Source organism: Rhizobium sp. SSA_523 (assembly GCF_030435705.1).
Classification (GTDB): Bacteria; Pseudomonadota; Alphaproteobacteria; order Rhizobiales; family Rhizobiaceae; genus Neorhizobium.
The window spans coordinates 457,388-479,239 of record NZ_CP129382.1 but is presented as its reverse complement, the minus strand read 5'-3'; the positions used below and the strand labels follow the sequence as shown (position 1 = coordinate 479,239).

Here is a 21,852-nt window from a genome sequence, read left to right as displayed (position 1 = left end):
CGCAATGATGTCAGATGCTCCTCCCCTCCGGATCATCCACTGTTTCCGTTCGCCGGTGGGTGGAATTTTCCGACATGTCCGCGACCTGGTGGAGCGGCATGTGGCAGAAGGCCACCAGGTGGGCATATTGTGCGACAGTTCGACCGGCGGCGCCCATGAAGATGCTTTGTTCAAGGCGCTGCTGCCGCAGCTTTCTCTCGGCCTGATCCGTCTGCCGATCCGGCGGGCGATCAGTCCATCCGACCTCCTGGCCCTGCAAGCCAGTTACAGACATATCAAGAAATTGCAGCCGGATATCCTGCATGGACATGGCGCCAAAGGCGGCCTCGTCGTGCGGTTGATCGGCTCGAAGCTGCGGGCAGAGAAGTATTGCGTCGCCCGCTTCTATTCCCCGCATGGCGGCAGCCTGCATTACGACCGCAAGCGGCCGTCCGGCCAGATCGTGCTGCGGGCGGAGCGCTTTCTGGAGCGCTTCACCGATCAGCTGGTCTTCGTCTGTCGCTACGAGCAGGATGTCTATGAGGAGAAGGTCGGCCGGCCGCGCACGCCTGCACGGATCATCTACAACGGCATCACCGCCGCCGAATTCGCACCGGTCGAGACTCAGGCCAGCGCGGCGGACTTTCTCTATATCGGCATGATGCGCGACCTCAAGGGGCCGGATGTCTTCATCAATGCGCTCGCGGCGGCCGAACATCGCCTCGGCCGGACGCTGTCCGCCGTGATGGTGGGGGACGGGCCGGACAAGGACCGTTACCGCGGCATGATTGCCGAGCGCGGCCTGACGCAACGCGTGCGGCTATACGATGCCATGCCGGCGCGGGAGGCCTTCGCCCTTGGCCGCATCGTCGTGGTTCCGTCGCGGGCGGAGGCGATGCCCTATATCGTGCTCGAGGCGCTGGCGGCGGGCAAGCCGCTGATCGCCTCGCGCGTCGGCGGCATTCCGGAAGTGCTCGGCGGTGACAGTGCGGCGCTTGCCACAGCAGGCGACGCGGATGATCTCGCCCGCCTGATGCAGGACACGATCCAGGACAAGGATTGGCAGCAACGCGTGATGCCGGATGCGCAGGCCTTCCGCGCCCGCTTCTCCGCCACCAGCATGGCCGACGACATGTTGCGGCTCTATCGCGAACGACTTGCCGTCATAAGCGCAAAACTTTCTTAGCTTCTTGCTGATATTCCAGCAGCATCGCGCATCATGTAGACGCACGGCGCTGTTGGCGGCACTTCAGGGGCGCAGGCATCATGCCTCGACGCCCCTCCCGGGCTTGCCGCGGGTGACCGAGGGATAGGAGCCTGGCCATGACCGAGCCGGCACAGGAAGAGTTCGATGTGGAGGCCCTGCGCCGCAAGGTTTCCGATTTTTACGATCGCAACACGACCGCCGGCCAGACCGCGCTTCCGGAACTGAACCCGTTCGCGCGCCAGATTGCCGAACAGTTCCGCGACGCCACCAAGAGCCCGGCCATGCTGATCGGCCAGATCCGGCTGCTTGAGGGCGCCATGCTGTCGCTGGCGGGCCTCGCCAGCGCTCTCGTGACCGGCTTCGGCGAGCGGGCTGACCTGGCCTGGCATCTCCTCGCAATGGGACTGACGGGCGCTCTCTGCGTATTTTTCCTGCAGATCGCCGATGCCTACCAGATCCCGTCCCTGCGGGCGGCACACCGCATCACGCTGCGCCTCGTGGCGGCATGGCTTGCGGCTTTCGCGCTGCAGATCCTCATCACCAGTGTGTTCGGCCTTCGCCTGCCTCTTGCGACGCTGATCCTCTGGGGCGCCGGCGGCACGGTCCTGCTTCTCGGCCTGCGCCATCTGGTGGCATTCGGCATTCGCAACTGGTCGCGAAACGGCATCATGGAACGGCGCGCCGTGATCGTCGGCGGCGGACAGCCCGCCAAGGATCTGGTGCGGGCGCTCGAAAAACAGGCCGATAACGACATTCGCATCTGCGGCATATTCGACGATCGCGGCAGCGGCCGCTCGCCGGACGTGGTGGCCGGCTATCCGAAGCTCGGCACCTTTGGTGAACTGGTGGAATTTGCCAGGCTTGCCCGCATCGACATGCTGATCATTGCCCTGCCGGCAACGGCGGAACAGCGCATTCTGCAATTGGTGAAGAAGCTCTGGATCCTGCCCGTCGACATCCGCCTCGCAGCCCATGCGCATCAGCTGCGCTTTCGCCCGCGCGCCTACAGCCATGTCGGCGCCGTACCGATGCTCGATATTTACGACAAGCCGCTCCGCGACTGGGACTCGGTTGCCAAGCGGCTGTTCGACATCACCTTTTCGGTCCTGGCCCTGCTCTTGGCCTGGCCGGTGATGATCGGCTGCGCGATCGCCGTCAAGGCGACCTCGAAGGGGCCGGTCTTCTTCGTGCAGAAGCGCCATGGCTTCAACAATGAGGTGATCGACGTCTTGAAGTTCCGCTCCATGTATACCGAGCTGAGCGATCCCACTGCCAAGAAGGCGGTTACCAAGAATGATCCGCGCGTGACGCCGGTTGGCCGCTTCCTGCGCAAATCCTCGCTGGACGAGCTGCCGCAGCTGTTCAATGTCTTGCGCGGCGAACTTTCGCTCGTCGGACCCCGCCCGCATGCCGTCCATGCGCAGACCGGCGAACGCAAATATGTCGATGTCGTCGAAAGCTATTTCGCAAGGCACCGGGTCAAGCCCGGGGTGACAGGCTGGGCGCAGATCAACGGCCTGCGCGGCGAGCTGGACAGCGACGAGAAGATCAGGGCCCGCACCGCCCACGATCTGGATTACATCGAGAACTGGTCCCTCTGGCTCGATCTCAAGATCCTGTTCCTGACACCGATCCGGCTTCTCAATACGGAGAATGCCTATTGACCGGCGCCGTCGACAGTCGATCCCGGCTTCTCAAACCGCAGCTCGCCGGTGTGCGCCTGTTCGGTTCGGCGCTGGTCTTTGCCGGCGTGTTTCTCTCGGGCTTCGTGATATCCGAGCCCGCGCCCTACGAGCTGCTGATGGCGGTGCAGATCGCATTGTGGTTCCTGCTCGGCCTGAAGATTTCAAAAACGGTCGGCGCGCTCCTGATCTTCTTCCTGCTCTTCAACATCGGCGGCCTGTTCTCCCTGACAGTCATGGGCGATCTCACCGGCGCGCCGATGTATATCGCCGTTTCGCTGTTCCTGGCGCTCTCCTCGGTCTTCTACGCGGCAATCGTTGAAGACGACCACCGGCGCCTGGTGCTGATCTGCCAGGCCTGGGTGCTCGGCGCCACACTCACCTCGCTGCTCGGAATACTGGGCTATTTCCATGCTTTTCCCGGTGCCGAGATCTTCACGCTTTACGATCGTGCCAAGGGCGCCTTTCAGGATCCCAACGTCTTCGGCCCCTATCTCGTCGCCCCTGCCCTCTATCTGATGTACCGCATTCTGAGCGCGCCGCTGGCCCGCACGCTGCTTTATCTGCCGGGGCTCTTGATCCTCGTTCTCGGCATCTTCCTGTCCTTCTCCCGCGCCGCCTGGGCGCTGTTTGCCTTTGCCGGTTTGGCCCTCGTCGTCATCATGCTGCTGAAGGAGCGCACCGCAGCCTTCCGCCTGAAGATCTTCACGCTGGCGATCGCTGCCATTGTCGTGGTGCTTCTGGCCATTGCCGGCGCCATGCAATCCAAGAAAGTGTCCGATCTCTTCCTCAGCCGGGCGAAGCTGGTGCAGGATTACGATGATTCCCGGCTCGGACGCTTCGAGCGGCACAAGATCGGCTTCCTGATGTCGATGGAACGTCCGCTGGGCATGGGTCCCATGGTGCTCGGCAAGACATTCGGCGAAGATGAACACAACATATGGCTGAAGTCGCTGACGACTTACGGCTGGCTTGGTTTCGTGGCCTATGTCGCGCTGATGTGGACAACGCTCATCATCGGGTTTCGCGGCCTGCTTCGCGAGCGGCCATGGCAGCCATTCCTGATGATCGCCTGGATCACCCTTCTGGGGCATGCCCTCATCGGCAATGTCATCGATATCGATCACTGGCGCCACGTCTATATCCTGTTCGGCATTGTCTGGGGCTGCCACGCCCTGGAACGGGCGAGCGAGCGCCGGGCCAGACGCGTGCCCCGACCAGGTTCCGCCCGGCTTCAAGCTCCGGCAACGCCCTAAGCCCGACCCTACGCGACCCTTGACCTCGGCGCCCTCGGTTCCACATCCTGGGGATCGACAGACACAAGACGATTGGGAGCATGGCATGCCTATCAAAGGTTCGGATCCGACGGCGACATCGCCGGTCATTGCAGCCGGCGCAGAGGGGCTCCAGCGCCGCGGCCGGACTTCAGTGACCGCGCAGATCTCAGCCCTGGTATCGGCCTGGGTGTTGGCATGATCAGCAAGGAACAGATCCGCGCCGCCCGCGCCATGCTCAACCTCTCGCCGGAAGCGCTCTCGGCCGAGGCCGGGCTTTCGCATCACGATTATCTGGCCATCGAGACGGGTCAGCAACCCGGCGACCTGGCAAGTCTCGAAATGCTAAGGGCGGTCTTCGAACGCCACGGCGTCGTGTTCTTGGCATCGGGCGAAGACGATCCCGGCGCAGGCCCTGGCCTGCGGCTTCGGACCGGCCCTTCGGAGGAAGGGATCCGGCCCGAAAACCTGAGCTCCGCCAACGACGGATAAATTTTCACGCGCGAGGAACCTTGCGGGTTTTGCAACGTTTACGCGTGAAGGGAAGATGATGAGCCCGCAGGCTTCCAGTCTGCGGCGCTTGAGGCTGTGACGAAGCGCGATATCCACCCTGCAAGGATTGACAGTGTCGGCGACGAAGGTCGCCCGGCCGAAAGCCGCAGCTTCGAGGCGGCAAAGCGCGAGGAGTAGTTATGACGCAGCATCTTGATCAGCAGAGCGTGAGCGGCCAGGGCCTTCGCAAGGTGTGGAACGTCAGCGAATTTGCGCGGCGCTACCGGCTCGACCAGCGCGAGGAGAACCGTCTCCTGAAGCTCCTCGGCCCCTATGCATCCGAACAGGAACTGTTGATGAACGCGACCCGCGCGCCGATCTTCCGCTAGGCCGCCTTCATCGCTTGGCGGTCTGGCGTCACGCGCTTTGCCCGAAGCCTGACCCGCCGGACAGGCCCGTCTTTGCCTCGCGGACAGGCGCGCCTTTCCGGCGCACGGCATCCGCATCGATGCCAGCAATCGCGCTTTGCGATACTCCCCATAAATGCTGACCGGGATTGCCATTTTGGCCTTGCACCTTCGAGCCCGAGTCTTTAAGGAGGTCGTGCTTCACACGTGAAGCGGGTCGGGGCGTAGCGCAGCCCGGTAGCGCACTTGACTGGGGGTCAAGGGGTCGCTGGTTCGAGTCCAGTCGCCCCGACCATTTTCAACTTCCACAGCCATTTCCCCCAGGAATGGCTCCACCAATCCTCCAGCGTCAGACGGCCGTTTCGGCCCCACGAGCGGCTCTCCTCCGCCCCGCGGCGTCGCGCAACTGCGCCTTTGGCGGAACCGATGGCCGCCCAGCCGGTTTTCCTTCCATCATTCTGGAGAAATATCTCCAGAAGTATGGAGGATTTGACATGAAAACCGATACCTGGCTGACGATCATCTGCAGCATGATGGTGAATGCCGTTCTGTTCGGAACAGGCGCCATCGCCGTTCTCTCCGTTCCCCTCCTCTCCGCCCATGCGACCATTCTTCTGCCGGCGGTAATCGTCGCAAGCTTCGTTGCCGCGCCGTTCATTGCCGCAAAAATCGCACCGCGCATGCGCATCCGCGCCTGGGGCCGCGATGCCTGGTGTGAAGGCGATGTCCTGTCCGGCTAAGGCCCTTGTCGAGGGTCGGAAGACCACGACATGATTAGGCACGACGAGTTCCGGGATGGCGAACGAGACCGAAGCTCGCCATCGGCTCGCGCCGGGCTTGGACCTGTTCGATCGGAGCATGATTGGATCGGAACCGGACAGGTCCGAGGAGCAGCGAACCGAGAGCAGGTCCAGCAAGAATGCGGCAGCGGTTGCGTCCGGACCGCTAAAAAACAAAGAGATAGAGCATTTCAGGTGATCCCGTTTTTACCGGAAATACTCTAGCGCACCTGATCCAGAAGCCGCTTGCATTCCAGAAGATCGAACAGGGCTTCCTGCAGCAGCGCGCGGTCTTCCTTGCCGACCGAACTCTTGCCGATGGAGAGTTCCGGCGCCCCGTCATCCGCACCATTGCCGAAGCCGAAGAACCGGCCGCTCGGCTTGGGCTTGGCCCGTCCCACCAACTGATCCTCTTCGTCCAGGCCGACCTTCGGCTCAGCGCCGCCGCGATCGCTGTTGGCGGCCATGATGGCCTCCATCGTCGCCACGTCGCCAGAGGCGATGGCGGAGACGAATTTGTTGCCATTGGTCTTGAGGAGCTTCTGGACGCCCTTGATCGTATAGCCATGATCATAGAGCAGATGCCGGATGCCTTTCAGAAGATCGACATCTTCCGGACGGTAATAGCGGCGTCCGCCGCCGCGCTTCATCGGCTTGATCTGCGGGAAGCGGGTTTCCCAGAACCGCAGCACATGTTGCGGAAGATCAAGGTCGTCGGCCACTTCACTGATGGTCCGGAAGGCGTCCGGGCTTTTTTCCACGCAACTGATCTCCGAGAAGCTGTTTGCGACTCACAAACGGCGAGTTTGCCACATCGGCATCATTTCAACGATTTGCGTGGGGGATTTCAAGCTTTTTCAGAAACAGGCGGCGATCTTCCCGCTGGATTCAGCTGGCCGGGTTGACCGGCTTCTGCTTGGCCTTGCGCAGCAGATGCGCCTTCAGGATGCGCTGCTTCAGCACATTGGAGGCCTTGAAGGTCATCACCTTGCGCGGCGAGATCGGCACTTCTTCACCGGTCTTCGGATTGCGGCCGATGCGCTCGTTCTTGGAGCGGATCTGGAACGTGGCAAAGGAGGAGAGCTTGACCGTTTCGCCACGCACGATGGCGTTGCAGATTTCATCGATCACCGTTTCGACGAGTTCCGCCGACTCGGTGCGGGAAAGGCCGACCTTGCGAAACACCGACTCCGCCAGATCTGCTCGTGTCACTGTTTTGCCGGCCATCTTCCCCGCCCGTCGAACTTCGTTTCTGTCACCGCCGCCAAACACTATGTTCCTTGCAGGCCAGGGTCAAGCACTTGTAAAAGCGAGATTACCAGCGCAGCAGGAGCGCGCCCCAGGTAAAGCCGCCGCCCATGGCTTCGAGCATTACCAGATCGCCCTGCTTGATGCGTCCGTCCGCTGCGGCAACCGACAGAGCCAGCGGGATCGACGCCGCCGAGGTATTGCCATGCAGGTCCACGGTCACCACCACCTTCTCCGGTGCGATGCCGAGTTTCTTCGCCGAGCCGTCGATGATCCGGCGATTGGCCTGGTGCGGCACAAGCCAGTCGAGGCTTTCGGCCGTGGTGCCGGTGGCGGCAAAGGCTGCCTCGATCACGTCGGTGATCATGCCGACCGCATATTTGAAGACCTCGCGGCCCTCCATGCGCAAATGGCCGACAGTGCCGGTGGATGAGGGACCGCCATCGACATAGAGCTTGTCCTTGTGCGAGCCGTCCGACCGCAGATGGGCGGTCAAGACACCGCGATCCTCGACAGTCCCCGCACTGTCCACCGCTTCAAGCACCAAAGCGCCCGCGCCGTCGCCGAACAGCACGCAGGTCGTCCTGTCGGTCCAGTCGAGAATGCGGGAAAAGGTCTCGGCGCCGATGACCAGCGCGCGCTTGGCCAGACCCGCCCGCAGATGCGCATCGGCGGTCGCCATGGCATAGACGAAACCGGTGCAGACGGCCTGGACGTCGAAGGCGTAGCCATGCGTCATGCCCAGGCGGTGCTGGATATTCACCGCCGTCGCCGGAAACGTGTTGTCGGGCGTCGATGTGGCAACGATGACAAGGTCGATATCGGCGGGCGTCAGGCCGGCCCGGTCGAGCGCGGCGCGGGCCGCCTGCTCGCCAAGCGATGCCGTTGTTTCGCCGTCGCCGGCAATATAGCGCTGGCGGATACCCGTTCGCTGAACGATCCAATCGTCCGACGTCTCGACGAGTTCCTCCAGTTCCTTGTTGGGAACCACGCGTTGGGGCAGAGCCGAACCAAAGCCTCGAACAACTGAACGGATCATACTTGACTGTTTCCTGTCTTCACGCTGCTTCTTCCGGCCCTGCAGGGGGCAGGCGGCGGGCGTGATAAGCTTTCAAATCCTGCGCTATCTTCTCGTTCAGCGCATTGCGGGCCATATCGTAGCCGACATCGATCGCCGAGGCATAGCCTTCCGCATCCGTGCCGCCATGGCTCTTGATGACGATGCCGTTCAGACCGAGGAAGACGCCGCCATTGACCTTGCGCGGATCCATCTTCTCGCGCAGCCGGTCGAAGGCGCCCTTGGCAAAAAGATAGCCGATCTTGGCAAAGATGGTGCGCGACATGGCCGCCCGCAACAGTTCCGCCATCTGCTTGGCCGTGCCTTCGGCCGTTTTCAAGGCAATATTGCCGGTAAAGCCCTCGGTCACGACGACATCCACCACACCGCGGCCGATATCGTCGCCTTCGACGAAGCCGTGATAGGAAATGGTCGACAGGTTGGCCTCGCGGATCATGCGGCCGGCCTCCCTCACCTCTTCCTGACCCTTCACCTCTTCGACGCCGACATTCAGAAGGCCGACCGTCGGACGGTCGATCTCGAAGAGCGCGCGCGCCATGGCGCCACCCATAAGCGCGAAATCGAGCAATTGCTGGGCATCGGCGCCGATCGTCGCGCCAATATCCAGGACGATGCTCTCGCCGCGCAGCGTCGGCCAGATCCCGGCGATCGCCGGCCGCTCGATGGTGGCCATTGTCCGCAGACAGAATTTGGCCATGGCCATGAGGGCACCGGTATTGCCGGCGGACACAACGACATCCGCCTCGCCCGTCTTCACCGCCTCGATGGACCGCCACATGCTGGACACGTAGCGCCCACGGCGCAGCGCCGCGCTCGGCTTCTCTTCCATGGTCACGGCGACTTCGCAGTCATGGAAGGTGGACTTTTCCTTCAGCTTCGGAAAGCGATCCAGAAGCGGCTCGCACTCGTCCTTGCGGCCGAAGATGATGAAAGTCGCATCGGGATGTCGTTCCAGCGCCTTGGCGGCGCCGGGGATTACGACAGCGGGACCGAAATCGCCACCCATCGCATCAAGAGAAATTCTGATCACGCGTTCCTGGTCCTTCTGTCCCACTTCTGGCGAAATCGCGACCGACTGCATCGGTCAAGCCGCCCCATACAACTCATTGGCAGATGAATGCAAACGCTAATCCTCGTTTTTCCAATCCTTCAGCACCGCAAAGGGATTGGGCTTTCCCGTGCCCTTCGTTTCATCCGCCTCGATATGATCGGCGAATTGCACGCCCGGCTTGCGCGGGTAAGGATCGATCGCCAGCGCCACGGCTTCCGCCACCGTTTCGCCCGCATCGATCGTATCGCCCGAGAATGTCTCCGGCAGGTCGGGCCCGTCCGGGTCCAGGATCATTTCGGCACTGTCGCCGGCGCCCATCATGCGGGCAAGCTTCGAGCCTTCGGGCACGTAGACCTGTTCGAACGGCTCCGAAATCACGTTTTCCACCGGCTCCAGCGTCACGACGCAGGACTGGGTGATCCTGGCGCGGACATCGCCCTTGATGCGCACGCCATCCTTCTTCCAGCGCGAAACATGCAGGTCGGCGGTGAGTTCCTCAACCGACATGACCTTCCACAGTTTGGCGAGCGCCAGCCTTTCGCGCTCGTCCGCCTCGATCCGCACGGCGACCGGATTGGCCGAGATATGGCCCACCTTGACGCTGTAGGAAAAAGGCGGCTTTGCCGGCCGGTTGTTTCTGTCGTTCATCATAACCTCAATGCTGGCCCGGCACGGGCAGCGCCAGCCGCCCCTGCGCGATGGTCTCCTCCGGGACGGCCTTCAGCTGCCGCTCCGCATCCACCATCCAGCGCGCCAGCGACAACATTGCGGGTGCATCCTGCCTGTCCGGATGGATATTCCGTTTCAACGCCGCTGCAAGCTGCGGCTCGTCGCCTGCCTCAAGCGCCGTACCATAGGCCTCCAGCCGCCCGTAAAACATGCCGGCGAGTTTCTTCATGCGTTTGGGCACTCCCTGGTCACCAATGCCCAGTTCGCGGATCGAGTGATCGATATCCGTAAAGAAGGCGTCGATGATTTCCTGAGCGAGCTCCTGGCCGCTGGTCTGCGATACCGCCGTGCGGCGAAAGAACAGAATCATCACGACGGACAAAAGCTCGAAACGGCCCATCACCGTGTCCGGCACGTCCATTTCTGTGTAGAAGAAAGGAAGCCGGGCCGTCGAAGTCAAGGCTGCGTATTGCCGATCGACGATGATCCGATTGTTATTTTTCTTCCGGAAGAGACCGAAGATCATAAAAGCCTGCTCTCTTCGCCGCCAAAGCGACGGCTGGCGCTGCCAGCCTTGTTGCATGGAAACCAAAGCTGGTTTACCGAAGCAGGCACGAATTGCAATGCCGGAGCGCATTTCCCTTCACAGGATGATCCGGACGCGGTTCGTGCGGTTTCCTGCGGCACCGTTCGCGGAATAGCCACAATGCTGTTACAGCAGAAGCCGGAAGTCGTGGCCGGTGAGCTTTAAGAGGTCAAGGTGTTGAAGAAGCGTGCATATCACAGCGAGATGGGAATGACGGGCAAGTCAGCTCTAGTGGCGCTTGGCGTTTGCCTTGGCCTTTCCGGCTGCACGACAAGCGACCTGGGCCTGAACATGGGGCAGACCATCTACAACGGCTATGTGCTGGACCAGGATTCGCTGGATCTCATTCCCGAAGGATCGAGCCGCGAACAGGTTCTCCTGTCGATGGGCACGCCATCCACCACGGCGACCTTCGACGGCGAGGTCTTCTACTATATTTCGCAGAAGCGCGAGCGTCCGGTGGCTTTCATGAAGCCGCGCCTTGTGGAGCAGACGGTCGTCGCCGTCTATTTCAACAAGGAAGGCACGGTAGCGCGTCGCGCGATCTACAAGCTCCAGGACGGCAAGGTCTTCGACATGATCAGCCGCACCACGCCGACCGGCGGCAAGGATCTCACCTTCCTGCAGCAGCTCCTGACCGGTGGCGGCGGGGCGGCCGGCGCTGCGGGCTCGGCGGTGCGCAACCTTCTGGGCGGCCGCTGATCGCAAAGCGCGCGACGAGGCTCACGCCTCCGCGCCTTCCGCGACAAGGTCTCTACAATAGGAAAAACCCGCGGAGCGATCCGCGGGTTTTTTTATGCTGTCGGAAGGAAGATGGCGCGCGGCTCAGGCCGCCAGCACCGCCAGGAGCAGAAGCGCCACGATATTGGTGATCTTGATCGCCGGATTGACGGCGGGGCCGGCCGTATCTTTGTAAGGATCGCCGACAGTATCACCGGTCACGGATGCCTTATGGGCTTCCGAACCCTTCATGTGGCGGGTGCCGTCCTTGTCGACGAAGCCATCCTCGAAGCTCTTTTTGGCATTGTCCCAGGCGCCTCCGCCGGAGGTCATCGAGATCGCCACGAAGAGGCCGTTGATGATGACGCCGAGCAGCGACGCGCCGAGGGCTGCGAAGGCCGATGCCTTGGAGCCTGAAATCAGCAGGACGCCGAAATAGACGACGATCGGCGCGAGGACCGGCAGCAGCGAGGGCAGGATCATTTCCCGGATCGCGGCCTTGGTCAGCATGTCGACCGCGCGACCGTAATCCGGCCTGTCGGTGCCCTGCATGATGCCGGGCTTTTCGCGGAACTGTCGGCGGACCTCCTCCACCACCGCGCTTCCGGCCTTGCCGACCGCGGTCATGGCCATGCCGCCGAACAGATAGGGAATGAGGCCGCCGACGATCAGGCCCGCCACCACATAAGGATTGGCGAGGCTGAAGGAGATTTCGCCGACATCGGCAAAATAGGGATATTGCTGGCCATTGGCCGCGAAGTAGCTGAGGTCATTGGCGTAAGCTGCGAAGAGGACCAGCGCGCCGAGACCAGCCGAGCCGATGGCATAGCCCTTGGTGACCGCCTTGGTGGTATTGCCGACGGCATCCAGCGCATCGGTCGACTTGCGCACTTCCGGCGGCAAGCCGGCCATTTCGGCAATGCCCCCGGCATTGTCGGTAACCGGACCGAAGGCGTCGAGCGCCACGATCATGCCGGCCAGACCGAGCATTGCGGTGACCGCGATGCCGGTTCCGAACAGTCCCGCCAGCTGGTAGGTGGAGATGATGCCGCCGACGATGACGATGGCCGGCAAAGCGGTTGATTCCAGCGAGACCGCCAGGCCCTGGATGACATTGGTGCCGTGGCCGGTGACGGAGGCCTGGGCGATGGAATTGACCGGCCGTTTGTTGGTGCCGGTATAATATTCGGTGATGACGACGATCAGCGCGGTGACCACAAGGCCGAGTATGCCGCAGAAGAACAGGTTGATGCCGGTAATGTCCATGCCGGCCACGGTGCCGATCGATCCCCAGCCAATGGTGACGGATGTGGCGACGCCGAGCCCGATGATCGACAGGGCGCCGGTAGCGATCAGTCCCTTGTAGAGCGCCCCCATGATCGATCCATTGGCGCCGAGCTTGACGAAGAAGGTGCCGACGATCGAGGTGAGGATGCAGGCTGCGCAGATCGCCAGCGGATAGAGCATGATGGCGCCGAGCAGCGGCGCGCCGGCGAAGAAGATCGCGGCGAGCACCATGGTGGCGACCACGGAGACTGCATAGGTTTCGAAGAGATCCGCTGCCATGCCGGCGCAATCGCCGACATTGTCGCCTACATTGTCGGCAATGGTGGCCGGATTGCGCGGATCGTCCTCCGGAATTCCGGCTTCCACCTTGCCGACGAGATCGCCGCCGACATCGGCGCCCTTGGTGAAGATGCCGCCGCCGAGGCGGGCGAAGATCGAGATCAGCGAGGCGCCGAAGCCCAGCGCGACGAGTGCGTCGATCACATGCCGGCTGCCGGGCTCAAGCGCCATGCCGTAGACGAGGATGCAGTAATAGAGCGAGACGCCGAGAAGCGCGAGGCCCGCCACCAGCATGCCGGTAATGGCACCCGACTTGAAGGCGATGTCCAGGCCGGCCGAGAGGCTGTGCGAGGATGCCTGGGCGGTGCGCACATTGGCGCGGACGGACACATGCATGCCGATGAAGCCGGCAGCGCCCGACAGGACGGCACCGATGATGAAGCCGATGGCGGCCAGGCCCGAAAGCAGAAGCCAGGTCCCGATGGCCACCACCACGCCGACAATGCCGATTGTCATATATTGACGGGTCAGGTAGGCCTGTGCGCCCTCCCGAATATAGCCTGCAATTTCCTGCATGCGTTGATTGCCCTGATCGGCCGCAAGGACCGACCGTGTGGCCCAGGCGGCATAGACCACCGACAGGAGGCCGCAGACGATCACACCCAGTATTACTGTCATACGCTTGTTCCTCTCCCAAAAAGCCGCCGCAAGGATTGCACCGGCGTGGACAAGGCCGGGCATCCCTCCCAAGATTCCCATGCCATTCCGGCAGGGAGATTGCGACCCTGCGGAAATGGCGTCAAGGGCCAAGCCGACAAGGGTACGCTCGGAAGGCGAGTTGAGAACAGGAGAGAGGGTATTTGGCGGATCAGGCCGCAGCCGCAGGACGGCCGCGCAGGATCAGCAGGCCGATGAGGATCAGGCACAGCAGCGAGACCGGCCAGATGACGAGGTTCATCACGCTCCAGCCAAAGGCGGTGAAAACCTTGCCGGAGGAAAAGGAGGAGAGCGCCACGGTGCCGAACAGCAGGATATCGTGGAAGCCCTGCACCTTGTCGGCCTCATGCGGCCGATAGGTGGAGGCGATGATCGAGGTCGCGCCGATGAAGCCGAAATTCCAGCCTATCCCCAGCAGGACGAGGGCTGCCCAGAAATTCCACAGCTCGATGCCGAGATGGGCGATGACCGCACACAGCATCAGCGTGACGAGGCCCAAGGCCACGACCTTCTCTGCCCCCAGGCGGGCGATGATCATGCCGGTGAAGAAGCTCGGACCGAACATGGCCAGCACATGCCACTGGATGCCGAGGGTGGCGAGCTCGGTGGGAAAACCGCAGCCGATCACCATGGCCAGCGGCGCGCCGGTCATGACGAAAGACATAAGCGCATAGGTACCGATGCCGCAGATCATGCCGGTGGCGAAGCGCTGCGTGGTGATGATTTCGCTGAGCGGCCGGGCCGGCTCGCTGGCCGCATGGCTTGCCGCCGGTTCCGGCAGCTTGAGGAAAACGAGAATGCCGATGGCCGCCAGACAGAGCGGCACCAGCGCCAGAAAGGTTCCGGCAAAGGTGATCGGCGCGAAGAGGTCCTTCGCCCAGATCGCCAGCTGCGGCCCGATGACGGCCGAGACGATGCCCGCCCCGAGAATCCAGGAAATCGCCTTGGGCTTGAACGGGCCGGGCGACGCATCGGCTGCGGCGAAGCGGATTTTCTGGGTAAAGCCCGAGCTGATGCCGATCATTAGAAGGCCGGCGGCAAACAACCAGAAATCGGCGCGGATCAGCGCGATAGTGGCGAGCGCGCCTCCCGCGGCGCCCAGCAGCGCGCCCGTCATGAAGGCCGTCTTGCGGCCCATGAAGCGGGAGACGAAGGCGATTGCCATGGCACCCACGGCCGTTCCGATATTGAAGCCGGTGACAGGCGCCGTGGCGAGCGATTTGTCCGCCACCAGAAGCTGATAGCCGGCGAGCGAGCCGACAGAGATGGAAAGCGGCGCGGCGGAGCCGAGTATGGCCTGCGCCGCCGCCAGAAAGGCGACATTGCGCTTGGCGTCCTTCAACTGCCGTTCCAGTCCGTGTCCGCCGGCGCTATCCATGTCGTGACCGCCTATTTCTTCGTTTCGCCGCGGATCTGTTTGGCAATGCGATCAAGAACCGCGTTAACGATCTTCGGCTCGTCGCCTTCGAAGAAGGCCTGGGCAATCTCGACATATTCCGTGACGATGACCGGCACAGGCACGTCCTTGCGCTCGAGGATTTCGAAGGTTCCGGCACGCAAGATGGCACGCAGGGTCGAATCGAGGCGGGAGAGCGGCCAGCCTTCCTGCAGCGTCGCCCGCACCAGCGGATCGATCTTCGTCTGGTCGCGCACGACGCCGGCGACGATGGAGCGGAACCAGGAGGGATCGGCCTTCAGATAGGTATCGCCGTCCAGTTCCTGCCCGAGGCGGTGTTCCTCGTATTCGGCCACCACTTCCAGAACGCCGGTGCCGCCGATATCCATCTGGTAAAGGGCCTGCACGGCCGCAAGCCGGGCCGCGCCCCTCTGATTGGCCGGCTTGACCGGCTGCTGCAGATCCTTCGACATGGCTCAGGCACCCAGCCTTTCGCGCAACTCGATCATGGTCAGCGCCGCACGCGCCGCAAAGCCGCCTTTGTCCTTATCGCTCTTGCGAGCCCGCGCCCAGGCCTGCTCGTCGTTTTCGACGGTCATGATGCCATTGCCGATCGCCAGCGATTCCGAGACGGCGAGATCCATCAGCGCCCGCGAGGATTCATTGGCGACGATGTCGAAGTGGTAGGTCTCGCCGCGAATGACCATTCCAAGCGCAACGAAACCGTCGTAATTGACGCCGCCCTGCTCTGCCGCATCGAGCGCCATGGCAATGGCCGGCGGAATTTCCAGCGCGCCGGGCACCGTGATCACGTCATAGGTGGCGCCAGCCTCTCCCAGCGCCGAGGTTGCGCCATCCAGGAGCGCATCGGCCATGTCATCGTAGAAGCGGGCTTCGACGATCAGAAGATGAGGCTTTTGAGAATCGGTCATGGGTCGTCCTGGTCGCAAGGCTGCGATTGTTCATGTTGGGGATTTGCGCGGTCAAACCATGCCACGGGCGGAATGGCAAGCGCTTTTCGCAAGCGGCATGGCTTTACACCTTGCGCAGCTTCCCCGTAGAAACGCAATCTTGGCCTTTATCGTGCGAGTCTGCCGCGATGTCCTTCATGCCGACCATCACCACCGAGAGGCTGATCCTGCGCCCGCACGCGCTGGGCGATTTCGAAGCCTTTTCCGCGCTCTGGGCCGATCCGCAGACGGTGCGCTTCATCGGCGGCGTGCCGTCCACGCCGCAGGCAAGCTGGATGCGGCTGATGAACCGGCCGGGCATGTGGCATTTCATGGGATTCGGCTTTTTGGCCATCGAAGAGCGGGCGAGCGGCCGCTTCGTCGGTGAGGCCGGTTTTCACGAGGTGCGGCGGGACATGACGCCGTCGCTGATCGGCACGCTGGAAACCGGCTGGGTTCTGCTGCCGGAATTCCACGGCCTCGGCTATGCCTTCGAAGCCGTGTCCGCGCTCATTGCCTGGGCGGAGCCGCGTTTTGCCGGTTTGGACATGACAGCCATCATCGCGCCGGACAATCTAAGCTCCCTCAAGCTTGCCGACCGGCTGGGCTTCAAGGCCTTTGCGCGCGCCGAACACCAGGGCGAAGTCGTGGTCCTCAGGCGCTCCCGGATCTCTTGACGGGCGGGCTTTGACTTTTCTCGCTATCAGCATGGCTTCTGGCCGCTGCGCCGTTGATGTTGCCCTGGCCCAGTTTTTTGTCTAAGAGCAGCCCATCACCAGGACCCGGGTGCGATCCCCGGGTGGCTCTTCCGGCCGCCGATCCGCCGGACAACGCGAAAAGCATCTGCCCTTTCCGACCTGGACACGCTCCCGGCCGATGCACGTCTTTTGCGAAACGATCCTCATGATATCTCTCTCCACCTACCGCCGTGAATGGTTTTCCAGTATCCGCGCGGACCTTTTGTCCGGCATCGTCGTCGCCCTTGCTTTGATCCCGGAGGCGATCGGCTTTTCCGTCATTGCCGGCGTCGATCCCAAAGTCGGCCTGTTTGCCTCCTTCGCCATCGCCTGCGTCTCGGCCATCACCGGAGGGCGTCCGGGCATGATCTCGGCGGCGACCGCAGCAACGGCCGTCTTGATGGTGACGCTCGTCAAGGAACACGGGCTGCAATATCTCTTCGCTGCAACGCTTCTCATGGGACTGCTGCAGATCCTGGCCGGACTTGCAAGGCTCGGACGCGTCATGCGCTTCGTGTCGAAATCGGTGATGACCGGTTTCGTCAATGCGCTTGCCATCCTGATCTTCATGGCACAGCTGCCTGAACTGATCGGCGTGCCGGTCGCGACCTATGTCATGATCGCGGCCGGGCTGGCGATCATCTACCTCTTCCCCTATGTCACCAAGGCGATCCCCTCGCCGCTGGTGGCGATCGTCGTGCTGACCGGACTGTCGATCGGCTTCGGCATGGATCTGCGCACCGTGGGCGATCTGGGCGAATTGCCCTCCAGCCTGCCGATCTTTGCCCTGCCGCAGGTGCCGCTGACCTTCGAGACCCTGCAGATCATCTTTCCCTATTCCGCGGCGCTGGCCGCCGTCGGCCTCCTGGAATCCTTGCTGACGGCGCGCATCGTCGATGACATGACGGACACGACCAGCAGCAAGAGCCAGGAATGCATCGGCCAGGGCGCCAGCAATATCGCCTCCGGCCTGATCGGCGGCATGGGCGGTTGCGCGATGATCGGCCAGTCGGTGATCAACATCTCGTCGGGCGGCCGCGGCCGGCTTTCGACATTTGTCGCCGGCACATTCCTGCTCTTCCTCATCCTCGTGCTGGATGACGTGGTCAAGATCATTCCGATGGCGGCACTGGTTGCGGTCATGATCATGGTCTCGATCGGCACTTTCTCCTGGCGCTCGATACCGGATCTGCGCCGCAACCCGCTGCCCTCGTCGATCGTCATGCTGGCCACGGTCATCACTGTGGTCGCCACGCATGACCTGTCGCTCGGCGTCCTCGCCGGCGTCCTGCTGTCGGGCATCTTCTTCGCCGGCAAGGTTGCCAAGCTCTTCCATGTGCGCTCCACCCTCAGCGAGGATGGCGGTCACCGCATCTATCGGATCGACGGCGAGATCTTCTTCGCATCGACCGAAGGCTTCATCGCGGCCTTCGATTTCGCCGAGCCGGTAAAGGCCGTGACGCTCGACGTCTCAAGGGCGCATCTATGGGATATTTCCGCCGTCGGGGCGCTCGACCAGGTGGTTTTGAAGTTCCGCCGCCATAACATCCTCGTGGATGTGATCGGCCTCAACGAGGCCAGCAGCAGCATGATCGACCGCTACGCCCTGCACGACAAGGAGCATGCTTCCCTGTCCGCCGCGGCACATTGAAGATCGGTCAGGCTCTCCGAAAAGAAAAAGCGCGGGAAGAAAAAGGAAAGGACCGGCGGGATCACATCTGCCGGTCCGAGCGCGGCCCTCAGCCCGCGGCAGGAAATTCCGCCAGCCTGGCTGCGTAACGCGCCATGGTATCCACCTCGAAATTCACGAAATCGCCGGCCTTGCGCTCGCCCCAGGTGGTCACTTCCAGGGTATGGCGGATCAGCAATATATCGAACTCCGCTCCCTCGACGGCATTGACGGTGAGGGATGTGCCATCAAGCGCAACCGAGCCCTTTGGCGCCACGAAGCGCGCAAATTCCGCCGGAGCGCGCAGCCTTATCCGCACCGCCTCTCCTTCCGGCGTGACGGAGAGGATTTCGCCCTTGCCATCGACATGGCCGGAAACGATATGGCCGCCGAGCTCGTCACCGATTTTCAGCGCCCGCTCCAGGTTCACCCTCGTGCCGGGGCCCCAGGAGGAGATCGTCGTCAGTCGCAGCGCCTCCTCCCAGGCTTCCACCTCATACCAGCGGCTATTGCTGTTGGTGTCGGAGAGATTGGTGACCGTCAGGCAGACTCCTGCATGCGAGATGGAGGCGCCGATATCGATGCCGGCGGGATCATATTGGGTGGCGATGCGCAGCCGAATGCCTTCATCCAGCGGGACAAGCTCCGAGACGCTGCCGACATCGGTCACGATACCCGTAAACATTCGAATTCCCTTTCATAATCGCAACAGCTGTCCGTACCGAAGCGCAGGCGCCGCACGGGCTTGTAATCCTCCGGGATATCGTGTGCCGTCAGGGGGGATTCAATGCCGGCCGCGCCAATCGTCCCCTCCCCTTCGAAGAGAAGGATGCGATCCACGAGCCCTGCGTCCAGGAAAGCGCGCGCCACAGTGGCTCCGCCTTCGACAAGCAGCGAGGACAAGCCGCGGCCGGCAAGCTGCGGCAGGAGATGGGGCAGATCGGCCGCATCGAGGATCTCGACACCGGCCTGTGTGAGGGCCTTGCGGCGATCGGCCAGGATTTCCGGTTCGGCGCGGGTCTCGGCGCCTCCGGCACCGCCCTGCGCGACGACCATCACCGGCACATCCTTTGCGGTGCGCACCAGCCTCGACGTCAGGGGCAGGCGCAGATGGCGATCCAGCACGATGCGCAGCGGCGAGCGCTCCTCAAGGCCCGGCAGACGCACCGTAAGATCCGGATCGTCGGCGATCGCCGTGCCGATGCCGACAAGGATGGCATCCATTTCCGCCCGCAGGACATGAACCTGCGCGCGTGACACCGGCCCGGTGATGGCAAGCTGGCCTTCGCCGTGCCGGCCGATCATGCCATCGGCAGAAAGCGCAAGCTTCAGAGTCACATGCGGCCGCCCCTTCATCTGGCGCATCAGATAGGCTTCGAGCGCCAGGCGACCCTCCTCCTCCAGAATGCCGCTATCGACCGCGATATGGCCGTCGCGCAGGATGGCCAGGCCGCGGCCCGAGACGCGAGGATCCGGATCGGTAAGGCAGACGACGACGCGCGAAACGCCGGCCGCAACCAGCGCATTGGCGCAGGGCGGCGTCCGGCCGTAATGGGAACAGGGTTCCAGCGTAACATAGGCGGTGGCGCCGCGGGCGGCTTCGCCGGCAAGCGCAAGCGCCTGCGCCTCGGCATGCGGCCGGCCGCCTTTGGCAGTGACGGCCGAGGCGATCACCACGCCATCCTTGACGAGTATGCAGCCGACGGAGGGATTGGTGGAGGTCTGGCCCGTATGGCGCCGCGACAGCCGGATTGCGGCTGCCATGAAGCGCCGGTCCTCGGGCGTGGCGGACATGGCGCTCAGGACTCCGCCGTGGAATCGCGGCCGATGCGCGCGCTGATTTCCGCGATGACCTTCTCGAAGTCCTCGGCATGCGAGAAATCGCGATAGACCGAAGCATAGCGGACGAAGGCCACGTCATCGAGGCTCTTCAGCGCCTCGAGTACCTGCAGCCCGATCTGCTCCGAACTGATTTCGCTCTCACCCGAACTTTCGAGCCGGCGGACAATGCCGGATACGGCCCGTTCGATGCGGTCGGCATCGACCGGGCGCTTGCGCAAAGCGATCTGGAAGGATCGCACCAGCTTGTTGCGATCGAACGGCACCTTGCGGCCGGTCTTCTTGATGACCATCAGCTCGCGCAATTGCACGCGTTCGAAGGTGGTGAACCGGCCACCGCAATCCGGACAGATGCGCCGCCGGCGGATGGAGGTAAAATCCTCCGCCGGACGCGAATCCTTGACCTGCGTGTCTTCGGAACCGCAATAGGGGCAGCGCATCGCTTCGGGTGCCTCTTACATGTAGGGATACATGGGGAAGCGATCGGTCATCGCCACGACTTTTTCGCGCACGGCTGATTCGACGACGGCATTGCCCTCGTCGGAATTGGCGACTTTCAGACCGTCGAGGACTTCGGCGATCAGATTGCCGATCTCGATGAACTCGGCCTCCTTGAAGCCGCGCGTCGTACCAGCCGGCGTTCCAAGGCGCACACCCGAGGTGACGAAGGGCTTTTCCGGATCGAACGGGATACCGTTCTTGTTGCAGGTGATGAAGGCTCGGCCAAGTGCCGCTTCCGCCCGCTTGCCGGTGGCATTCTTCTTGCGCAGATCGACCAGCATCAGATGGTTGTCGGTGCCGCCGGAGACGATATCGAGATTGTGCTTGATCAGCGTGTCCGCCAGCGCCTTGGCATTCTTGACGATCTGGGCGGCGTAATCCTTGAAGTCCGGCTGCAGCGCTTCGCCGAAGGCCACAGCCTTTGCCGCGATGACATGCATCAGCGGACCGCCCTGCAGGCCCGGGAAGACGGCCGAATTGAACTTCTTCGCCAGATCCTCGTCATTCGTGAGAATCATGCCGCCACGCGGGCCGCGCAGCGACTTATGCGTCGTCGTCGTGGCAACATGGCAATGCGGGAAGGGAGACGGATGCACGCCCCCGGCCACCAGGCCGGCAATATGGGCCATGTCCACCATCAGATAGGCGCCGACCGAATCGGCGATCTCGCGGAAGCGCTTCCAGTCCCAGATGCGCGAATAGGCGGTGCCGCCGGCGATGATCAGCTTCGGCTTGTGCTCTTCTGCCTTGCGGGCGACCTCATCCATGTCGAGTTGATGATCGTCCTCGCGCACGCCGTAGGAGACGACATTGAACCATTTGCCGGACATGTTGACCGGCGACCCATGGGTCAGGTGGCCACCCGAGTTGAGATCGAGGCCCATGAAGGTGTCGCCGGGTGCCAGGAGCGCCAGGAAGACGGCCTGGTTCATCTGCGAGCCGGAATTCGGCTGGACATTGGCGAAGTTGACGCCGAACAGCTTCTTGGCCCGATCAATGGCCAGTTCCTCGGCGATATCCACGAACTGGCAGCCGCCATAATAGCGCTTGCCCGGATAGCCTTCCGCATATTTGTTGGTCATGATCGAGCCCTGCGCTTCGAGCACAGCGCGCGACACGATGTTCTCCGAGGCGATCAATTCGATCTCGTGACGTTGACGACCCAGTTCCTTCTCGATCGCGCCGAAGATTTCGGGATCGGTCTCGGCCAGCGGACGGGAGAAGAATGCATCTCTATGCGACATGTCGGGGCTCCTGCAGGAAACTGATGCGATGGCGTCTTAGCGGGAGGGCCCGCCAAGGGCA

Annotated in this window: 23 protein-coding genes, 1 tRNA gene and 1 other annotated feature; of the genes, 10 read left to right on the top strand and 14 right to left on the bottom strand. The window is 62.7% G+C overall.

What is annotated here, in order from left to right; translation table 11 throughout:
* Positions 1-4 precede the first annotated feature (4 nt).
* The 7 genes from QTJ18_RS10565 (at position 5) to QTJ18_RS10535 (ending at position 5,781) form a co-directional block, all read left to right on the top strand.
* On the top strand, positions 5-1,165 hold the full coding sequence (locus QTJ18_RS10565; RefSeq protein WP_252751460.1) for a glycosyltransferase family 4 protein: 1,161 nt from the start codon (positions 5-7) through the stop codon (positions 1,163-1,165).
* A gap of 131 nt (positions 1,166-1,296) precedes the next feature.
* Positions 1,297-2,850, top strand: a complete 1,554-nt coding sequence (locus tag QTJ18_RS10560; protein WP_489667178.1) for an undecaprenyl-phosphate glucose phosphotransferase — start codon at positions 1,297-1,299, stop codon at positions 2,848-2,850.
* On the top strand, positions 2,847-4,124 hold the full coding sequence (locus QTJ18_RS10555; RefSeq protein ID WP_252751462.1) for an O-antigen ligase family protein: 1,278 nt from the start codon (positions 2,847-2,849) through the stop codon (positions 4,122-4,124). The genes QTJ18_RS10560 and QTJ18_RS10555 overlap by 4 nt, the downstream gene beginning before the upstream one ends.
* A 216-nt stretch (positions 4,125-4,340) precedes the next feature.
* Entirely contained in the window at positions 4,341-4,634 is a 294-nt protein-coding gene (locus QTJ18_RS10550) for a helix-turn-helix domain-containing protein (RefSeq protein WP_252751463.1), read from the top strand.
* A gap of 200 nt (positions 4,635-4,834) precedes the next feature.
* Entirely contained in the window at positions 4,835-5,023 is a 189-nt protein-coding gene (locus QTJ18_RS10545) for a hypothetical protein (RefSeq protein WP_252751464.1), read from the top strand.
* 236 nt (positions 5,024-5,259) lie between these two features.
* Positions 5,260-5,336, top strand: a tRNA-Pro gene (locus QTJ18_RS10540).
* A gap of 199 nt (positions 5,337-5,535) precedes the next feature.
* Positions 5,536-5,781: a hypothetical protein gene (locus tag QTJ18_RS10535; RefSeq protein ID WP_252751465.1), complete on the top strand. Its 246-nt coding sequence runs from the start codon at positions 5,536-5,538 to the stop codon at positions 5,779-5,781.
* Between the two features lie 260 nt (positions 5,782-6,041).
* Here the strand turns inward: QTJ18_RS10535 and QTJ18_RS10530 are convergent, their stop codons facing one another.
* From QTJ18_RS10530 to QTJ18_RS10505, 6 genes are all read right to left on the bottom strand, one after another.
* Complete coding sequence (locus QTJ18_RS10530; RefSeq protein WP_252751466.1) at positions 6,042-6,581, bottom strand: MerR family transcriptional regulator; 540 nt, start codon at positions 6,579-6,581, stop codon at positions 6,042-6,044.
* A 127-nt stretch (positions 6,582-6,708) separates the two neighbouring features.
* Positions 6,709-7,047, bottom strand: a complete 339-nt coding sequence (locus QTJ18_RS10525; protein WP_252751467.1) for an integration host factor subunit alpha — start codon at positions 7,045-7,047, stop codon at positions 6,709-6,711.
* Between the two features lie 88 nt (positions 7,048-7,135).
* Entirely contained in the window at positions 7,136-8,107 is a 972-nt protein-coding gene (locus tag QTJ18_RS10520; RefSeq protein ID WP_252751468.1) for a beta-ketoacyl-ACP synthase III, read from the bottom strand.
* Positions 8,108-8,126: 19 nt separating this feature from the next.
* On the bottom strand, positions 8,127-9,176 hold the full coding sequence (plsX, locus tag QTJ18_RS10515; RefSeq protein WP_252751469.1) for a phosphate acyltransferase PlsX: 1,050 nt from the start codon (positions 9,174-9,176) through the stop codon (positions 8,127-8,129).
* Positions 9,177-9,272: 96 nt separating this feature from the next.
* Complete coding sequence (locus QTJ18_RS10510; RefSeq protein ID WP_252751470.1) at positions 9,273-9,848, bottom strand: YceD family protein; 576 nt, start codon at positions 9,846-9,848, stop codon at positions 9,273-9,275.
* 4 nt (positions 9,849-9,852) lie between these two features.
* On the bottom strand, positions 9,853-10,503 hold the full coding sequence (locus QTJ18_RS10505; protein ID WP_252751471.1) for a ubiquinol-cytochrome C chaperone family protein: 651 nt from the start codon (positions 10,501-10,503) through the stop codon (positions 9,853-9,855).
* A gap of 153 nt (positions 10,504-10,656) precedes the next feature.
* Between QTJ18_RS10505 and QTJ18_RS10500 the strand changes: the two genes are divergently transcribed.
* Entirely contained in the window at positions 10,657-11,154 is a 498-nt protein-coding gene (locus tag QTJ18_RS10500) for an outer membrane protein assembly factor BamE (protein WP_252751893.1), read from the top strand.
* Between the two features lie 123 nt (positions 11,155-11,277).
* Here the strand turns inward: QTJ18_RS10500 and QTJ18_RS10495 are convergent, their stop codons facing one another.
* The 4 genes from QTJ18_RS10495 to ribH form a co-directional block, all read right to left on the bottom strand.
* Positions 11,278-13,416: a sodium-translocating pyrophosphatase gene (locus QTJ18_RS10495; protein ID WP_252751472.1), complete on the bottom strand. Its 2,139-nt coding sequence runs from the start codon at positions 13,414-13,416 to the stop codon at positions 11,278-11,280.
* 190 nt (positions 13,417-13,606) lie between these two features.
* On the bottom strand, positions 13,607-14,833 hold the full coding sequence (locus tag QTJ18_RS10490; RefSeq protein WP_252751473.1) for an MFS transporter: 1,227 nt from the start codon (positions 14,831-14,833) through the stop codon (positions 13,607-13,609).
* A gap of 11 nt (positions 14,834-14,844) precedes the next feature.
* On the bottom strand, positions 14,845-15,324 hold the full coding sequence (gene nusB, locus QTJ18_RS10485) for a transcription antitermination factor NusB (protein WP_252751474.1): 480 nt from the start codon (positions 15,322-15,324) through the stop codon (positions 14,845-14,847).
* Between the two features lie 3 nt (positions 15,325-15,327).
* Positions 15,328-15,783, bottom strand: coding sequence for a 6,7-dimethyl-8-ribityllumazine synthase (ribH, locus tag QTJ18_RS10480; RefSeq protein WP_252751475.1), 456 nt, complete (start codon positions 15,781-15,783; stop codon positions 15,328-15,330).
* A gap of 167 nt (positions 15,784-15,950) precedes the next feature.
* Here ribH and QTJ18_RS10475 point away from each other — a divergent pair, with 167 nt between their 5' ends.
* Entirely contained in the window at positions 15,951-16,478 is a 528-nt protein-coding gene (locus QTJ18_RS10475) for a GNAT family N-acetyltransferase (protein ID WP_252751476.1), read from the top strand.
* Positions 16,479-16,576: 98 nt separating this feature from the next.
* Positions 16,577-16,634: a sequence feature (sul1 is cis-regulatory element that is thought to sense ions involved in sulfur or methionine metabolism; They are found in Alphaproteobacteria), on the top strand.
* A 70-nt stretch (positions 16,635-16,704) separates the two neighbouring features.
* On the top strand, positions 16,705-18,189 hold the full coding sequence (locus QTJ18_RS10470) for a SulP family inorganic anion transporter (RefSeq protein ID WP_252751477.1): 1,485 nt from the start codon (positions 16,705-16,707) through the stop codon (positions 18,187-18,189).
* Between the two features lie 88 nt (positions 18,190-18,277).
* Here QTJ18_RS10470 and QTJ18_RS10465 read toward each other — a convergent pair whose 3' ends face one another.
* Genes QTJ18_RS10465 through glyA form a run of 4 tightly spaced genes read right to left on the bottom strand, consistent with a single transcriptional unit; the run spans position 18,278 to position 21,791 of the window.
* The gene (locus QTJ18_RS10465; RefSeq protein ID WP_252751478.1) at positions 18,278-18,892 is read right to left on the bottom strand and encodes a riboflavin synthase; all 615 of its coding nucleotides are present in this window, start codon (positions 18,890-18,892) and stop codon (positions 18,278-18,280) included.
* Positions 18,874-20,001 (bottom strand): bifunctional diaminohydroxyphosphoribosylaminopyrimidine deaminase/5-amino-6-(5-phosphoribosylamino)uracil reductase RibD, encoded by a 1,128-nt coding sequence (ribD, locus tag QTJ18_RS10460; protein ID WP_252751479.1) that lies wholly within the window; start codon positions 19,999-20,001, stop codon positions 18,874-18,876. The genes QTJ18_RS10465 and ribD overlap by 19 nt, the downstream gene beginning before the upstream one ends.
* Positions 20,002-20,006: 5 nt before the next feature.
* Positions 20,007-20,486 carry a transcriptional regulator NrdR gene (gene nrdR / locus QTJ18_RS10455; RefSeq protein WP_252751480.1) on the bottom strand — a complete coding sequence of 160 codons (480 nt, stop codon included), beginning with the start codon at positions 20,484-20,486 and terminating at the stop codon, positions 20,007-20,009.
* 15 nt (positions 20,487-20,501) lie between these two features.
* Positions 20,502-21,791 (bottom strand): serine hydroxymethyltransferase, encoded by a 1,290-nt coding sequence (gene glyA / locus QTJ18_RS10450; protein ID WP_252751481.1) that lies wholly within the window; start codon positions 21,789-21,791, stop codon positions 20,502-20,504.
* Positions 21,792-21,852 lie beyond the last annotated feature (61 nt).

What these genes read in the sequence shown, in the direction of transcription:
- QTJ18_RS10490 (WP_252751473.1), bottom strand. Translation starts at nt 14,833, where the DNA reads ATGGATAGCGCCGGCGGACACGGACTGGAACGGCAGTTGAAGGACGCC.
- QTJ18_RS10565 (WP_252751460.1), top strand. Translation starts at nt 5, where the DNA reads ATGATGTCAGATGCTCCTCCCCTCCGGATCATCCACTGTTTCCGTTCG.
- glyA (WP_252751481.1), bottom strand. Translation starts at nt 21,791, where the DNA reads ATGTCGCATAGAGATGCATTCTTCTCCCGTCCGCTGGCCGAGACCGAT.
- QTJ18_RS10465 (WP_252751478.1), bottom strand. Translation starts at nt 18,892, where the DNA reads ATGTTTACGGGTATCGTGACCGATGTCGGCAGCGTCTCGGAGCTTGTC.
- QTJ18_RS10470 (WP_252751477.1), top strand. Translation starts at nt 16,705, where the DNA reads ATGATATCTCTCTCCACCTACCGCCGTGAATGGTTTTCCAGTATCCGC.
- QTJ18_RS10525 (WP_252751467.1), bottom strand. Translation starts at nt 7,047, where the DNA reads ATGGCCGGCAAAACAGTGACACGAGCAGATCTGGCGGAGTCGGTGTTT.
- QTJ18_RS10475 (WP_252751476.1), top strand. Translation starts at nt 15,951, where the DNA reads ATGTCCTTCATGCCGACCATCACCACCGAGAGGCTGATCCTGCGCCCG.
- QTJ18_RS10510 (WP_252751470.1), bottom strand. Translation starts at nt 9,848, where the DNA reads ATGATGAACGACAGAAACAACCGGCCGGCAAAGCCGCCTTTTTCCTAC.
- QTJ18_RS10545 (WP_252751464.1), top strand. Translation starts at nt 4,835, where the DNA reads ATGACGCAGCATCTTGATCAGCAGAGCGTGAGCGGCCAGGGCCTTCGC.
- nusB (WP_252751474.1), bottom strand. Translation starts at nt 15,324, where the DNA reads ATGTCGAAGGATCTGCAGCAGCCGGTCAAGCCGGCCAATCAGAGGGGC.
- ribD (WP_252751479.1), bottom strand. Translation starts at nt 20,001, where the DNA reads ATGTCCGCCACGCCCGAGGACCGGCGCTTCATGGCAGCCGCAATCCGG.
- QTJ18_RS10495 (WP_252751472.1), bottom strand. Translation starts at nt 13,416, where the DNA reads ATGACAGTAATACTGGGTGTGATCGTCTGCGGCCTCCTGTCGGTGGTC.
- QTJ18_RS10550 (WP_252751463.1), top strand. Translation starts at nt 4,341, where the DNA reads ATGATCAGCAAGGAACAGATCCGCGCCGCCCGCGCCATGCTCAACCTC.
- QTJ18_RS10535 (WP_252751465.1), top strand. Translation starts at nt 5,536, where the DNA reads ATGAAAACCGATACCTGGCTGACGATCATCTGCAGCATGATGGTGAAT.
- QTJ18_RS10505 (WP_252751471.1), bottom strand. Translation starts at nt 10,503, where the DNA reads ATGCGCTCCGGCATTGCAATTCGTGCCTGCTTCGGTAAACCAGCTTTG.
- nrdR (WP_252751480.1), bottom strand. Translation starts at nt 20,486, where the DNA reads ATGCGCTGCCCCTATTGCGGTTCCGAAGACACGCAGGTCAAGGATTCG.
- ribH (WP_252751475.1), bottom strand. Translation starts at nt 15,783, where the DNA reads ATGACCGATTCTCAAAAGCCTCATCTTCTGATCGTCGAAGCCCGCTTC.
- QTJ18_RS10520 (WP_252751468.1), bottom strand. Translation starts at nt 8,107, where the DNA reads ATGATCCGTTCAGTTGTTCGAGGCTTTGGTTCGGCTCTGCCCCAACGC.
- QTJ18_RS10500 (WP_252751893.1), top strand. Translation starts at nt 10,657, where the DNA reads ATGGGAATGACGGGCAAGTCAGCTCTAGTGGCGCTTGGCGTTTGCCTT.